At 37.7% G+C, this 14,898-nt stretch carries 12 protein-coding genes; 4 read left to right on the forward strand and 8 right to left on the reverse strand.

The genetic code is table 11. The annotated features are described in order from the left end of the window. The first annotated feature begins 82 nt into the window (after positions 1-82). Positions 83-1,555: an amidase family protein gene (locus O1449_RS04015; RefSeq protein ID WP_104919197.1), complete on the forward strand. Its 1,473-nt coding sequence runs from the start codon at positions 83-85 to the stop codon at positions 1,553-1,555. Positions 1,556-1,717: 162 nt separating this feature from the next. Next, the gene (locus O1449_RS04020; protein ID WP_001223318.1) at positions 1,718-2,419 is read left to right on the forward strand and encodes an IS1-like element ISPa14 family transposase; all 702 of its coding nucleotides are present in this window, start codon (positions 1,718-1,720) and stop codon (positions 2,417-2,419) included. On the opposite strand, the gene O1449_RS04025 is transcribed toward O1449_RS04020, so the two are convergent. From O1449_RS04025 to O1449_RS04060, 8 genes are all read right to left on the reverse strand, one after another. Beyond that, positions 2,412-2,762 (reverse strand): ATP-dependent nuclease, encoded by a 351-nt coding sequence (locus O1449_RS04025; protein WP_269239228.1) that lies wholly within the window; start codon positions 2,760-2,762, stop codon positions 2,412-2,414. The two genes, O1449_RS04020 and O1449_RS04025, sit on opposite strands and share 8 nt — an antisense overlap. Positions 2,763-2,789: 27 nt before the next feature. Next, the gene (locus tag O1449_RS04030) at positions 2,790-6,230 is read right to left on the reverse strand and encodes a DEAD/DEAH box helicase family protein (RefSeq protein ID WP_075315953.1); all 3,441 of its coding nucleotides are present in this window, start codon (positions 6,228-6,230) and stop codon (positions 2,790-2,792) included. A 56-nt stretch (positions 6,231-6,286) separates the two neighbouring features. Then, positions 6,287-7,036, reverse strand: a complete 750-nt coding sequence (locus O1449_RS04035) for a DUF4850 domain-containing protein (RefSeq protein ID WP_075315952.1) — start codon at positions 7,034-7,036, stop codon at positions 6,287-6,289. Positions 7,037-7,050: 14 nt separating this feature from the next. Continuing rightward, entirely contained in the window at positions 7,051-8,241 is a 1,191-nt protein-coding gene (locus tag O1449_RS04040) for a restriction endonuclease subunit S (protein WP_075315951.1), read from the reverse strand. After that, on the reverse strand, positions 8,238-9,719 hold the full coding sequence (locus O1449_RS04045; RefSeq protein WP_075315950.1) for a type I restriction-modification system subunit M: 1,482 nt from the start codon (positions 9,717-9,719) through the stop codon (positions 8,238-8,240). The genes O1449_RS04040 and O1449_RS04045 overlap by 4 nt, the downstream gene beginning before the upstream one ends. Before the next feature lie 115 nt (positions 9,720-9,834). Next, entirely contained in the window at positions 9,835-10,725 is an 891-nt protein-coding gene (locus O1449_RS04050) for a hypothetical protein (protein ID WP_269239229.1), read from the reverse strand. Positions 10,726-10,802: 77 nt separating this feature from the next. Then, positions 10,803-12,020: a tyrosine-type recombinase/integrase gene (locus tag O1449_RS04055; protein ID WP_269239667.1), complete on the reverse strand. Its 1,218-nt coding sequence runs from the start codon at positions 12,018-12,020 to the stop codon at positions 10,803-10,805. Between the two features lie 244 nt (positions 12,021-12,264). Then, on the reverse strand, positions 12,265-12,639 hold the full coding sequence (locus tag O1449_RS04060; protein ID WP_269239230.1) for a diacylglycerol kinase: 375 nt from the start codon (positions 12,637-12,639) through the stop codon (positions 12,265-12,267). 191 nt (positions 12,640-12,830) lie between these two features. Between O1449_RS04060 and O1449_RS04065 the strand changes: the two genes are divergently transcribed. Together O1449_RS04065 and epmA are read left to right on the forward strand one after the other, a co-directional pair. Beyond that, a complete protein-coding gene (locus O1449_RS04065) occupies positions 12,831-13,898 on the forward strand; it encodes a 4-phosphoerythronate dehydrogenase (protein ID WP_269239231.1) in 1,068 nt (355 codons plus the stop codon). Then, complete coding sequence (gene epmA / locus O1449_RS04070) at positions 13,895-14,878, forward strand: EF-P lysine aminoacylase EpmA (RefSeq protein ID WP_269239232.1); 984 nt, start codon at positions 13,895-13,897, stop codon at positions 14,876-14,878. Before O1449_RS04065 ends, epmA begins: the two co-directional genes overlap by 4 nt. Positions 14,879-14,898 lie beyond the last annotated feature (20 nt).

The raw sequence follows: 14,898 nt of genomic DNA on the forward strand, positions 1-14,898 counted from the left end.
TCTATTTTATCAAAATTCAACCTGCTTTGTTTCAGCATACTTTTTGAAACACCACCGAATTGTTTGATAGGAAGCAAAGAAAATGCCAAAAGATTTTGTTTATGATGATGCAACTGCGTTAGTACAATCCATCCAAAATGGACAAATCAGTAGCCGTGAATTGCTGGAATCACAGATTGAACGGATTAATAAATACAACAAACACATCAATAGTTGTGTTGCATTTGATTATGACAATGCAAGGATTTTAGCAGATCAGGCTGACCTCGCCATCAAGCGACAAGCCCCACTTGGTAAATTACATGGCATTCCGATGACCATCAAAGATGCCTTTAAAGTGAAAGGCATGCCGTGTACCGATGGCAATCCAGAATTCCAACACTATGTCCCCACCGAAAATGCTGTTTCGGTCAATAAATTGGTCGGTGCTGGAGCCATTCCTTTTGCAAAAACCAATGTACCCTTTAAATGTGCAGATATTCAAACCTACAACAAATTTTATGGTACTGCCAATAATCCATGGAATTTAAATCTCACAACAGGCGGCTCATCAGGTGGTTCTGCTGCGGCACTAGCATCGGGATTTACACCGATTGAGCTTGGTAGTGATATTGGTGGTTCTATTCGAACACCAGCACATTTTTGTGGTGTCTATGGTCATAAATCCACCTATGGATTGATTGATTTCAGAGGACACATCATGAATTACGAGGACGAGTTATCCCAACCTGACCTTGCCGTCATTGGTCCAATGGCTCGTTCAGCACGGGACTTAAGTTTATTATTAGATGTTTTAGTCGAGCCAAATGCGGATGACTTTAGAGCTTTTAAACTCAAGGAATCTGAAAAACAAACCATTCAAGAGTTTAAAGTATTATTCTGGATGGATGATGAATCGTGTCCAATCGATTCACGCCTAAAGAAAAAATACGATCAACTTTTGCAAACCCTGCAAACTGCCAAGGTTAACGTGGATGTAGGTCGTCCAAAAAATTGGGATTTTGATGAAATATTTAAATCCTACGCCACTCGATTGATCAGCCAAATGACTTTTGCAGATCCTAAACTAAGTCGATTGTCCATGTCGGCATCTACGCCATTAATCAAATTACTTAATGGTAAAGCAGGCATTCCGCCTTTGGCCTATGGATTTACACAAGGTGCTAACCTGAGTCATGCAGAATGGCTTGCCAAATATGAAGAGTCATTGCATATCAAGCAAAAATGTCTTGAAATTTTTGCAGAATACGACGTCATTATTTGCCCACCTATTTTGACTCTAGCGTTTGAACACAATCATAAAGAACCTTTGGTGTTTCGCACGCTACAAGTCGATGGAAGAAAACGTTTCTATCTTGAGTTATTCAAATGGATTTCGCCAGCAACTGTATTTGGGTTGCCATCAACCTCTGCACCGATAGGCTTATCTGAGGACAATCTACCAGTCAATATTCAAATATTGGGACAACCGTATGCAGACAAAGTCACCATTAAATTTGCTGAACTGCTTGCACAAATTACGGATGGATTCCAAAAACCGCCTTTGGATTTTTAGTTGCACTATCCATCATAGCGTAATTTAACAGTCTTTCACCGACTAGAAATCAATTGATTGACGATGTTTTGTTGTTTTAACACAGTTATGAACTAAACCATTTGGTGGTGTTTCAAAAAGTATGCTGAAACAAAGCAGGTTGAATTTTGATAAAATAGAGAAATGCGAATAACTCTAGAAATCAAATGTCCAACCTGCCTCAGTGACAGTATAAAGAAAAATGGCATCAAAGTAGATGGGAAACAAAACTATCAGTGCAAAGACTGTAAACGTCAGTTTATTGGTGACCATGCTCTGAGCTATCTAGGATGTAATTCAGGCATTACTCGAAAAATATTACAGTTGATGGTCAGAGGTAGTGGTATACGAGATATCGCTGAAGTTGAGCGAATCAGTATCGGTAAAGTTTTACGTACTTTAACCGAATCGACCTACCAAATTCAGCCTAAACAAAGTCATTATGAGTCTCTTGAAGTTGATGAGTTTTGGACTTTTGTGGGAAATAAAAATAATAAACAATGGCTTATTTACGCCTACCATCGAGAAACAGGTGAGATTGTTGCTTATGTTTGGGGTAAAAGAGACTTAGCTACAGTTCAACGATTGAAGACAAAGCTTAAACAATTAGGTATTCACTACACCCGAATTGCAAGTGATCATTGGGACAGTTTCATAACTGCTTTTAAAAACTGCAAGCAAAGTATTGGTAAATTTTTTACTGTAGGTATTGAAGGTAATAATTGCAAAATAAGGCATCGAATTAGGCGCGGTTTTAGAAGGAGTTGTAATTTTTCAAAAAAGATTGAAAACCATTTTAAAGCTTTCGACTTAACCTTTTTTTACATCAATAATGGCTTCATTTAATGTCAGCATACTTTTTGAAACACCACCAAATTACGTTATTTTTAGCATCACTCCACTGTAGAAATGCTATAGGTTCAGCCTTCACTAAATCATCAAATTCGACTTTTATTTTGAATGAGTCAGAAGCTATCGACTTTTCTTTAAAAGGTTTATTAAAGTCGTCTGAAGAAACATTATATGAACCTGACTCAGTGTCGATAAATAGCTGACGAAATGAGTTAATAATACTTGTTTTACCAGCCCCATTTTCTCCAACAATTACATTTAATCCTTTTCTAAAGTTAATTTCAAAATGCTCTGAAAAACAACGATACCCTTTAATTGATAATTTTTTAATATGCACTGCTATACCTATTTAATTATTTAAACCTTACGCCACCGCTTCATTAAATGCTTCAACAACCCCAAATATATTGTCAGCATCAGCATCACTAAACACACCATCAATCCCTTCATAGTGGATCTGATTAAACGGTGGTTCATATAACTGCGCTGCTTCTAGCACCCCATTTTGAGTTAAATGATCAATTAGCATTTCCACAAAACGAATCTGCTTCTCGTTATAGGTTGAACCTTGCAGATATTTTGAGAATGCTTGTTGTACAGCCTGACGATCCAACCCAATTAAAGATCGAATAAATAACGGTAAGGATTTTTCAGTCCCAAAACATTCTTCAAATTTATCTCGGCTTTCAACTTCTTGCGCTTCAAAAACAAAGCGTTCTAACTCACTTAGATCGGTCGGTGTCAGTGCTAAACCACGCTTGAGCTTGGCAATGGTAATGTGGTCTTCATTCGCCTTAATAAAGCTCTCTACACGCTTGCGGTACTGGGCAAGGTTTACGCCACTTGAAACGACTGGTATATCGACTGCTTGCATTTCTCCAATTTCATCATCAAGCATGGAGTAGACAATAGTTGAGGTCGATTTTTCAATCAGTTTCACCAAGCCACGAATACGTTTACGCATCGCTTCGAGCATTGGCAAGGTAATGCCTTTCCAATATTCCACGGTTTGAATATCTTGAATCAGCGCAATCTGTTCTGCAACAACAGGAATATTTTCTTTGCTTTCCAGCTTAGAAGCAATTTCAATCACTTTATTGGCATAACTCTGAATCGCTGTATTGTTCTTTTCCAATACTGCCAACTCAAGGTTGTAGCAAAGCATATCAAACAATTTAGCTTCTAAAGTTTCAGGCTCAAGCTGATTAGGTAATTTAGAGATGTGTTCTCGTAATGTACCGATGGCAAGATCATCTAAGTTGTTCCAAGCATCATCATTTTTGAAATGCTCAACATGCTCAAGTTCAGATTTCACAATGAAGTTGTCATTGTTCATGGACTTAACTTCAGTCTGTAAACTTTGACGCATATCTTGCTGTACAGCTTTTAGCTCTTCGGTGGCATCGTCCTTCGCATTGAGCAGACTCAGGATATTTAAACGTGCTTTAAACAAGCGTTGTCCGAGTGGCTCTGTGGTCGATACAGGCGCACCATCAGGGTTTTCATTGAAGTATTCAAAGTTAGAGCAATAGTCGAAGATAAAGAATTCTTTTTTATCATCTTCAGGGCTAAACAGTTCTTTGCAGAGGCGTGTACCACGCCCAATCATCTGCATAAATTTCACTTTAGAGCGAACCGCTTTAAAGAATACGAGATTGACGACTTCAGGCACATCAATGCCTGTATCGAGCATATCCACTGAAATCGCAATCTGTGGCTCAGGTAAATCTTTCTTGCTAAAGTCATCAATTAAGCTTTGCGGATACTTGGTGGCATGGGTAATGACACGGGCAAACTTGCCATCATATTGCGGATAGTTTTCGTTAAAGCGGTCAGCAATAAATTGAGCATGTTTTTGATTAACGGCAAAGATAATAGTTTTACCCAAACGATCTCCACCTTCAGTTTTAATGCCATTTTCCATCAAGTGCTTGAGCATGAGATCAATCGTGCCTGTATTAAACAGCTCTTTATTAATCTTGGATGCTGAAACTTCTTCGGGTGCTTCTTCATCGCCCCAATTTAGACTATCCCAATGTTGTTTTTCTTCTTCGGAAAGTTCGTCATATTTCACGCCTTCACGCATGAATTTAAGTGGGACAGAATAGGCTTTTGGTGGCACAAGATAGCCATCGGCAATGGCTTGATCGAGGTCGTAGTAATCAGTTGGGACACCGCTTTCTAAGCCAAACAGTGCGTATGTATCACGATCTACTTCATCTCGTGGCGTTGCAGTTAAACCAACAAGCAAACTATCGAAGTATTTAAAAATCTCGCCAAATTTTTGATAAACGCTACGGTGTGCTTCATCAATAATAATCAGGTCAAACATGCCTGTACCGAATTGTCGTGTACCATCGGCATTTTTTTCGTCAATTAAGCCGATCATAGTTTGATAGGTCGAGAAATAGACTCGACCCACTTGGTTCTTATCTTCAAGTAAATTGACGAATGAGGCATCTTTTAAATTGGCTTTAAAAGCGTTGTGTGCCTGATTGACCAATGAAGTGCGGTCTGCAAGGAATAAGGCTTTTTGTACCACATTGGCTTTCATCAGCACATCGACTAGTGCAATGGCGGTACGTGTTTTACCTGTTCCTGTTGCCATAATCAGTAAGCCTGCACGTTCTTTACGTTGATAGGCTGCAAGCATGGCTTTGATGGCACGAGTTTGGTAGTAACGCTCGACAATATCCGCATTGATCGGGAAGCTACTTAAATCAGGGTTATTTTTGCGTCTTTCGATCAAGCGTTTGAGTTCTGCTTGTGTGTAAAAGCCATGAACTAAGCGTGGTGGACCACCTTGCACATCATTCCAGATTCGGGTTTTGTAACCATTGGTATAGAAGATTACAGGGCGTTGTCCTGTTTGTTGCTCTAAACAGTCTGCATAGAGTTTGGCTTGCTGCTGACCAATATCAGGGTCGGTTGATGTGCGTTTGGCTTCAACCACAGCCAAAGGCAAGCCATTGGCATCATATAGCACATAATCCACTGCACCTTTACCCGATGGGCTTGGCATACCTGTTACAGCAACTTCCTCTCGAACCGATGTGCCAATTTCCCAACCCGCTTCTTCAAGCATGAGGTCAATTTTAAGTTTTCGAGTTTCGTCTTCTTTATAGTCGGTATGGTCTTCGATTTTGCTGTTGGCAATTTTGGCTTGTTCAACGTCTGCACGTTTTTGTGCAAGTTCAGCATCTATATTTGCAAGTAATTTTTCACGCTCTTCTAAACTGGCGGACAGTTCAAATAGTTTTTGTTCACGTTCCCGTAAAGCTTTATGTTGTTCAGCAAACTGTTTTTCTTTGGCTTCTGTTTCTTTTTGCAGTTGTTCTTTGTTGGCGGTGATTTGCTGAGTATTGTCAGCATTTGGTATGAGTTTTGGGTTAAATAAAATCGACTGTGAACGGTCTTTTGACGGTGAACCATAGTTACGTTCAAACCAGACATACATCAGAAATAAATGGCTGATGTGTTTTACGGTTTCTTCGGTGGTGAGCTGTTTGAACTTTTTCCCATGTACGGCACTGTTGCCGACCATGCGGATATTGTCCATTTTATCCCAAATATAGGGCGGAATCAGGTCTTTAAATTTGAGATCGTTGAGTAAGTTATGCAGTGATGCATCATAAGGTTGGGTGAGTTTTTTGTCGTATTGATAGAGCCATAGAACAAGGTTTTCGAGTGATGAACGTGCCGCAGCAAGGGCAAACTGAGGGGAAATATACACGAGCTTTTCAGCTTCTTTAGCAGTGGCTGCTAAGCTTTTAAATTCAGGTTCTAAAAACGAGAAGTTACTCATGTATATATTCCCTTAAATATTAAATTAAATTTTATAGATTCTTGATATTAAGTAATTTACTTATGTGTTAAAGAAAAAAAGTTTAACATTATTCGAGCATATTCCATTTTATCTGATGCAACTGTAACACTAAGTCCATCATAAATATTGTCTTCATTTGGTCGAAATTTTGCGACCCCATTGGTTTGATATTGTCCTTTTAATTGATACTGATAATAAACAGTTTGTTGATTCGCTCTTACTATGTGTACAGGTGGTGTTGTCCCACTAAACTTAGTACCATATAGTTGATGATTTTGCCTTGCAGCTTCTGGGAAAAATGGTGTTGCGGCATCAAGTCCACAACCGACACAAGCAGGGACAGCATATAAACTTAGGTTTGACTTTTGATCTGCTGATGCAAGTGCTAAAACGGTGTTGCCATTTACACCAATAGCACCTTTCAATCGTGTCCATTCAGCAGGTGCTAAGATCCATTCTTCTGTTTCAGCAATGTTATATACCCTCATGCTGGCAGCAAGTTTTTTTGGTAAATCCATTGCGAAATAGCACTTTGACTTATTACAACTTGCTGTAGGTCTATGTGGTGCATCAGTTTCATCCGTACCCATAGGGACACTAATTGAATAAGCAGGGACTTGTGCACCATTTTTAAATATTGCTGTACCTATAGATGTTATAGGATGCATTTTTCTTTGATCATTTACGCTGATATCAATTTTTACAGGAGAAAATTGATATTTCTCTGCAATGCTGGTGGTTGAGAAAAAAATTAAGCCAACGGCTGCGATTAATTTAAATTTCATAGCTATCCTTGTATTTATAAAGTACCGTTAAATGCTTGGTTTTGTAGTGATGAAAATAAATTCATCTCATCAGCAAGTTGGTGATTTTTTTGAAGTGCTTTAACTTGTGATTTTACAGATTGATATTTCTTTTGAATTTCTAATGGTGGAACTATAAATTCAAATTCTTTAAATACTGACATTGGTGGGAAGTTAGGAATCGCTGCTCCACGAAAGTCACCATAAAAAGCTTTTTTAAAACTTGGGTGCATAAAAATATCAATAAAAATATCATTTAAAATAATACTTTGATTTAGTGATATTTTCAGCAGGGCTTGATTAATAATTCCTGCAGGGGAACCTTCTGGGACTTCTGCAAGTCTTCCTAAATTTACACCAGAACAACTTACGATAATGTCCTTAGGTTTAACATTAAAAGCTTTCAACTCTTTATATTTATCTTCATCAATGAAATATCGCTGAAAACTAAAATCATTATTCAAAGCATGGTATTGTTCATAAACTAAATACCCTGATTCAACAAAAATTTCCTTTTTTAACGCTCCACCAAATGGTCCTCTTTTCAAAGAATACTTCTCGTTATTTAACATTTTTTCAATTGTTAATTTATCCCAGCCTTTAGGATTACTGACAGGATCGCCAAACATATCAATAAAGGTGGCTTGTAAAAGCTGATCTAACTTTTCAATCGCTTGCTGACGTTTTTGGCGCAATTCATCCGCTTGATCTAAAATTGAAGCAATTCGGCGTTGTTCTGCAAGTGGTGGGAGTGGAACGTCTAAATCCTTAATTACGCCTTGAGAAATATTTGGCTGACCACCGCCAACTCGACGGCTCAACAGATACGATTTTGATGCTTCTAAAAATCTGTATAGATAATTAACATCACAAACATTTTCATCAGGTTGAATATTACAAATAGCTTGGTTCGTTGTTGCATCAAAAGTAAGCTGAGAAACCTCTCCAACTGTTGCGCCATACATAGCAATCAGTAAAGAACCTTTTGAGACTAATTTAGCTGAGGATTTTTCTACTGCCAAATCAGTTATATATTCTTCAACTTCAGTAATATAACGATTTTTTAATTCACCTGATTTAACCCAAGGAATTGTACCATTTTCAAAAAATGCATTATTTGAACGAGAAGGTGTACCGCCACTACCTGTTTTACAAAATGTACTTATTTTTTTAACAGGAATTGTCATTTCAACAACTCCTTAAGCGTAGCCATTCCTTTTAAAATATCCTGCTCAAGCACTTCTAAATCCGCCAAAATCTTACTTGGGGCTTCATATTCCACTTGTTCATACACCACTTCCTTATAACGGTTAATCGACAGGTCATAACCATTGGCAGCAATATCGGCTTTATCCACCATAAAGCTTTGCTCTGTGGTTTTACGGTCTTTTTCACCCTCTAAGTTTTTAAAACGCGCAATGATGTCAGGAATGTTGTTATTTTCATGCTTAGACGCATCGAGTTCATTACGCTTATCATCCAGCGAGTAACCATCCGCCTGCATATCATAAAACCAAACTTTATCCGTACCGCCCGACATGGTTTTGGTGAAAATCATAATGGCAGTGGAAACCCCAGCATAAGGCTTAAATACACCAGAAGGCATCGAAATAATCGCTTCAAGCTTTTGCTCTTCCACAATCTTCTGACGCAATGCCTTATGTGCCGTAGATGAACCAAAGAGCACACCATCAGGCACGATCACCGCAGCACGACCGCCCGTTTTCAGCAAACGTAAGAACAACGCCAAAAAGAGTAATTCGGTTTTTTTAGTTTTTACGACAGCTTGAATATTCTTGGCACAGCTTTCATTGTCCAAACTACCTGCAAATGGTGGATTGGCGAGAATCAGGCTGTATTTACTTTCAATATGTGAATGCGTTTCACTCAAAGAATCACGGTTTTCAATACGTGGGTTTTCTACACCGTGCAGCATCATGTTCATGGAACCAATGCGAAGCATGGTGCTGTCAAAATCATAGCCAAAAAAAGTTTCTTCACTAAAGCGTTTAGCTGCTTCAGGGTTGGCAAAAATTTCAGTAGAGTAATGATCGTTTAGGTATTCACTTGCAGCAACAAGGAAGCCTGCTGTACCACATGCAGGGTCACAAATGGTATCAGTTGGCTTCGGCTGCATCAGCTCTACAATCATTTTGATGATATGGCGAGGTGTACGGAACTGACCATTTTGACCTGCTGAGGCAATCTTACCGAGCATATACTCGTAAATATCACCCTTTGTATCTTTGTCATCCATTGGCACATCAGCAACCAAATCCACCACTTTGGTTAAAAGAGCAGGTGTAGGAATGGTAAAACGAGCATCCTTCATGTGATGGCTATATGTCGTTTCGTCTTCAGCACCCAAATTCTTAATGAACGGAAAGACTTCATTCGCAACGGTGCTATATAGCGTTGCAGCATCGCCCAAAGTGATGAATTTCGACCAACGTAAATGATCTTGCTCAGGTGTGAAAATTGGATGTTCTACAGGCTTCTTTAAACGATTAGCTTTCTTCTCTTTTGTAATCTGAATTTCATCTAGTCGGCGAATAAACAGCAAATACGTCATTTGTTCCATAACTTCGAGTGGATTGGAAATACCACCACTCCAAAATGCATTCCAAATCTGGTCAATTTTGCTTTTAATTTCGCCTGTAATCACGTATAAGACTCTCAAATTTCTTTGTGCTTATTGTGTTTGAAAACAAGAATAAAATCCACAAAACCACAGAAAAGTACGTCAGTGGTTGTCGTATTTAAGAGATTAACCAATAAATTTACACTGCATCAATCCAAGTCTCATAAACTGAGTATCCTTTCTTTTTAAGCTTTTCATATACGCTATAAAAATAAGCATCTACTGCTGCTATTTGATTTTGTTGCTCTTCAGTCAAATTATCTATTCTGAAAGAAATATCATTAGGAGCACGATCTAAAATTTCTTCTAGGCATTGAGCCATAAAATTTTTTTCATCATAGAATGTTTCTATATGATAATCATTATCAATAACTCGCTGAATATCGCATTCAAATTGACTAATGTGAGATCTACACTCATTTGCCCATTCAAAAAGATTTTTAGAAAAATCTAAACCTTTTAAAATTTTTTCATATTCCTCTATTTCTGAGATAAAAGTTCTATTAGCTTGAATATAAGATTTAAAATTAATCGGCAAATCTTCAATTTCAGATTTAATAAAAAATAATCCTTTCCTACGATTATTCTGGCTGCGTTTTTTGGGATTTTGAAATTTTTTTGTATCTTGAAGTAGTGTATCAGGTGTATGCTTATTTTCTATACGATTTTCAACGCTTTCTAAGATGCCTTCAAAGTTAAACTTTTGTGCTTTACAAAGAATCGAGCCTTCAATTTCTAGCTCGAAAAACTCATGATCATATATCACTTTAGTAAAAATGATGTCATCTCCATCATCATCACCAGTTGAGCCTTTAAATTTTTTACCGATAATATTTTCAGCGATATAATTATCACCATTCCTTTTAGCTGTGCCTTCAAATAACCACATTTCAGAATTTCCAGCCCCATAAGTCGATTTCATTGAGAAGGGGATTTCATCCTCTCTAAGTATGAGCTCAATTACTTCAAGGCGATGACTTATATCTTCTAATTCATAAAAATCAAGATCGCCCTTAAATTTATTATTCATGTTTTTAAATCTCGTTAGATTTGTGTTTCAAAACTATAAATATAGCTGTAAGTGATACATGTAGGTGCGTCAGTTGTTTATGAAACAAAGCCCCAACTATCTACATGATCAGCCCACCATTGCATCATAGTTTTACGATCATTTAACCATTGAGCATGATTGTATGTCGCCCGTGTTTTATTATCCGAAACGTGGGCAAGCTGTATTTCAACCCAATCCTTGTTAAAACCATTCTCATTTGCAATTGTCGATGCTGTTGCCCTTAGGGCATGCATGGTGAATTCTAATTTCATATTATGAAGGGCAGTATTTAATGTAGTTTTGCCCATCATTTCTCCATCTTCACCTGCAAAAATATATTCGCTATTGGGGTAAAGAGCAAATTGCTCTTTAATGATTTGTATGGCTTGATTTGATAAAGGAACAACATGCATTCTGTTCTTTTTCATATTACGCTTTCCAGCCAAAATATCAGCCTGTGATACTGCTGGAATAGTCCACGTCCTATCTTCAAAATTAATATATTCCTTTTTGCCTCGACGTATTTCAATGCTTCTAAGCCATGTATATGTTGCCACTTTGATAGCATTTCTTGTACTAGTAGAGCCACCGTATGTATTGAGCTTAGACATAAGTTCTCTTTTTTCAGAATCAGTCAATGGTCTGGCATGTGTTACTTCTGGCTGCTTAATGTAACCTCTAAGGACGTAGGTAGGGTCAATAGAAATACGTTTTGTGATAATTGAATATTCCATGACTTCACCTATTATTTGCCTGACAAAAATTCCCTTAACTTCCCCTGTACCTCTTCCTGATTTTTTGATTCTTGCCATAGTACTATCAAGAACATTTTTAATATCAATCGAGTCAATCTCATGGATAGGTTTGTTACCAATTAGAGGATAAACATCTCTCTCAAAATAACTAGTTCGGCGTTGTTCCCATTCCTTTGATTGTTGAGTTTTTCGAGAATTCATAAATTCGTTGGCGACTAAACGGAATGTACCATTATTTGCTTTGATTGCTTCAAGGCGTTCTTTTTTCTGGTGGCTTATTGGGTCAACTCCTTTAGCGAGTTGTTCTCGATATTCCATTGTTTTCAAGCGAGCGTATGCTAAAGTAATTTCGGGATATTGACCGATTGTGAGCATTTTTGCTTTTGTAAAAAATCGGTAGCGAAAACGCCAAAATTTGCTACCAGATGGGCGGATTTCTATACAGAGTCCTGAATGATCAGCCACGCGGTATAATTCTTCACGTGGTTTTAAGCTTTTGATTTTAAGATCGTTTAGCATATGTTGTGAGTAACGGTATTTTTGAAAGTGCTTACTCACAATCTTACTCACAAAAATTGGTAATTGCATGTATCACATTGTTATGTAAAGTTAGAATAAAAATATTTTTAAATCAATTGGATAGGTTGTAATGTAATTTGTATTTAGTGAAGGTTACATCGTTAACCGGCATGATGTAATTACATCTTCTTCCTAGATTAAAAAAATCCCTGCTAATGCAGGGATTTTTTTTATTTATAATGACTTATCGAAATAAAATAATCATCCATGTAAAAAATATAATCGCAAGAGAAACAAATTGCGCAGCACTGCCCATGTCTTTTGCATTTTTAGAAAGTTGGTGTTTTTCTAAAGAAATACGATCAACTACAGCTTCAATTGCTGAATTAAATAGTTCAACAATAATTGCAAGCAAACAAACAGCCACCATGAGTGCTTGTTCTAGGGCTGATACATCAACAAAAAAACTGATTGGGATCAAAATCAAATTAAGTAAAAGGACTTGTCTAAATGCAGCTTCATGACTAAACGCTGCTTTAAACCCTGCAAGGGAATAGCCTGTTGCATTAAAAATACGTTTGATACCACTTTTGCCTTTGTAGGGAGAGTAAGGCGTCATAATAAAACTGCTTATGAAGAAAACACTACTATTATAAAATTAAAAATAAGACAGAGGATTGGCAATAAGTCGCATGATTGCATTAAAAATGTAGTGTTTATGGCCATTTTAACCGCAACATTCAGATTTGATTTGTCAATTTCCTTTGCGCTAAGGATAATAAGCACATACAAATCGATGGAAAGTATTGCATGAAAATTATCGCAGATGAAAATTTGGCATTTACCGATTATTTCTTTGCGGAATTTGCAGAAATACAGCATAAAGCAGGGCGTACACTCACGCATGTAGATGTACAGGATGCAGATGCACTTTTGGTTCGGTCTGTGACCAAAGTGAATCATGCCTTAATTGATCAGACCAAGATTCAATTTGTGGGTAGTGCGACAATTGGCACAGACCATCTAGATATTCAAGCTTTGGAACAGCAGCATATTGCATGGAGTAATGCTGCGGGCTGCAATGCGCAAGCCGTTGCTGAATATGTGATTACTGCTTTATTGCATTTGAATATCGACTTATTAGAACAAGAGAAAGCTTTTACATTAGCAATTGTTGGCTTAGGCAATGTAGGGAGTCGACTCGCAGTGATGGCTCAATTGTTGGGTTGGAATGTGATTGGCTATGACCCTTATGTGCAATTAAGTCATATTGAAAATGTTTCATTTCATGAGGTGTTAAAACGGGCAGATGCGATTTCAATTCATGTGCCTTTAACTTTAGCTGGTGATTATCCAACTCAACACTTGTTTAATGATGCTACGTTTGCTGCAATGAAAGCATCCGCAATTTTGATTAATAGTGCGCGTGGGCCCGTGATTCAACAATCTGCATTGATGAGCGATATTAAAAAAAACAATCGTAAAGTTGTCTTGGATGTCTTCGAGTTTGAACCAGAAATTCCTGAAATTTTATTAAATATGTTGGCTTTAGCAACCCCACATATTGCAGGGTATAGCCTTGAAGGCAAAGCGAGAGGAACGCAGATGATTTATGAGGCATTTTGCGATAAATTTTCTTATGAAGCCTCAAAGCGTTTTGAGAGTCAATTGCCTCAAGTAGAACAATATTTCGGGCAGCAGGATTTAAAAGCTGCGCTTAAACAACATCTCACTCAGATTTACGATATTGCTGAAGATGATAAACAATTAAGAGCTTGTGTTCAAAATGCTAAAGTTGAACAAAAAGCATTTGATTTACTTCGTAAAAACTATCCTTTACGCCGTGAATGGGCGGCACACGGTGGACCAAAAGCATGAGCCAAGATATGAAATCCTATCAACCGACTTGTTCTATTGAGGCATTAAAAGCACGTGCAGAGATGTATCAAAAGATTCGTCAGTTTTTTGCGGATCGTAAGGTATTAGAGGTTGAAACGCCTGTTTTGTCTCAAGCAGCTGTAACCGATGTTCATTTGGCATCTGTACAAGTACAACGTCATATTCATGGCAAATTAAATACTCAATACTTACAGACTTCACCTGAATTTCCAATGAAACGTTTATTGGCCAGTGGTAGCGGAGCAATTTATCAAATCTGTAAAGTATTCCGTGATGATGAGCATGGGCGTAAGCATAATAGCGAATTTACCATGCTGGAATGGTATCGACCAGGTTTAGATTTAAGAGGTTTAATGCATGAAACAGCGGATTTACTAGAAGTGTGTTTGGCACATCGTTTTGGTGAAGTTCGTCCGTATATTTTGAGTTATAAGCATGCTTTTCAAGATCGTTTAGATATTAATCCTTTACAAGCGACTTTAAAACAACTTAAAGAAACTGCGAATCGTGTAGGACTCAATCTTGATTTAGGAAATGATCGTTTGGGTTATATGGATTTATTGTTTTCACATTTTGTTGAACCAAGTTTAGGCTTTGATGCACCTGTATTTTTAACCGATTTCCCGCCTGAAATGGCATCTTTGGCTAAGGTAAAAACAGATGAGGATGGTGAATTAGTCGCAGCACGCTTCGAGATATACATTGAGGGTTTAGAGCTGGCCAATGCCTATGATGAGCTTTTAGATGCCAAAGTTTTAGCTGAACGTTTTGATGCCGATAATATCGAGCGTGCTCAACAAGGATTACCCATTATTCCAACGGATCAACATTTGTTAGCAGCGTTACCAGACATGCCAGAGTGTTCAGGAATTGCACTTGGAATTGATCGTTTACTGATGGTTGTGATGAATAAGATGAAAATTGATCAAGTGATTAGCTTCCCAGCGGAGATTGCTTAAAAACTTTGATCTTTACATGC

It is taken from the genome of Acinetobacter sp. TR3, from assembly GCF_027105055.1.
Lineage (GTDB): Bacteria > Pseudomonadota > Gammaproteobacteria > Pseudomonadales > Moraxellaceae > Acinetobacter.

Bases quoted from the DNA above. Each gene is read 5' to 3' on its own strand.
- O1449_RS04015 (WP_104919197.1), top strand. From the start codon at position 83: ATGCCAAAAGATTTTGTTTATGATGATGCAACTGCGTTAGTACAATCC.
- O1449_RS04020 (WP_001223318.1), top strand. From the start codon at position 1,718: ATGCGAATAACTCTAGAAATCAAATGTCCAACCTGCCTCAGTGACAGT.
- O1449_RS04030 (WP_075315953.1), bottom strand. From the start codon at position 6,230: ATGAGTAACTTCTCGTTTTTAGAACCTGAATTTAAAAGCTTAGCAGCC.
- O1449_RS04035 (WP_075315952.1), bottom strand. From the start codon at position 7,036: ATGAAATTTAAATTAATCGCAGCCGTTGGCTTAATTTTTTTCTCAACC.
- O1449_RS04040 (WP_075315951.1), bottom strand. From the start codon at position 8,241: ATGACAATTCCTGTTAAAAAAATAAGTACATTTTGTAAAACAGGTAGT.
- O1449_RS04050 (WP_269239229.1), bottom strand. From the start codon at position 10,725: ATGAATAATAAATTTAAGGGCGATCTTGATTTTTATGAATTAGAAGAT.
- O1449_RS04055 (WP_269239667.1), bottom strand. From the start codon at position 12,020: ATGCTAAACGATCTTAAAATCAAAAGCTTAAAACCACGTGAAGAATTA.
- O1449_RS04060 (WP_269239230.1), bottom strand. From the start codon at position 12,639: ATGACGCCTTACTCTCCCTACAAAGGCAAAAGTGGTATCAAACGTATT.
- O1449_RS04065 (WP_269239231.1), top strand. From the start codon at position 12,831: ATGAAAATTATCGCAGATGAAAATTTGGCATTTACCGATTATTTCTTT.
- epmA (WP_269239232.1), top strand. From the start codon at position 13,895: ATGAGCCAAGATATGAAATCCTATCAACCGACTTGTTCTATTGAGGCA.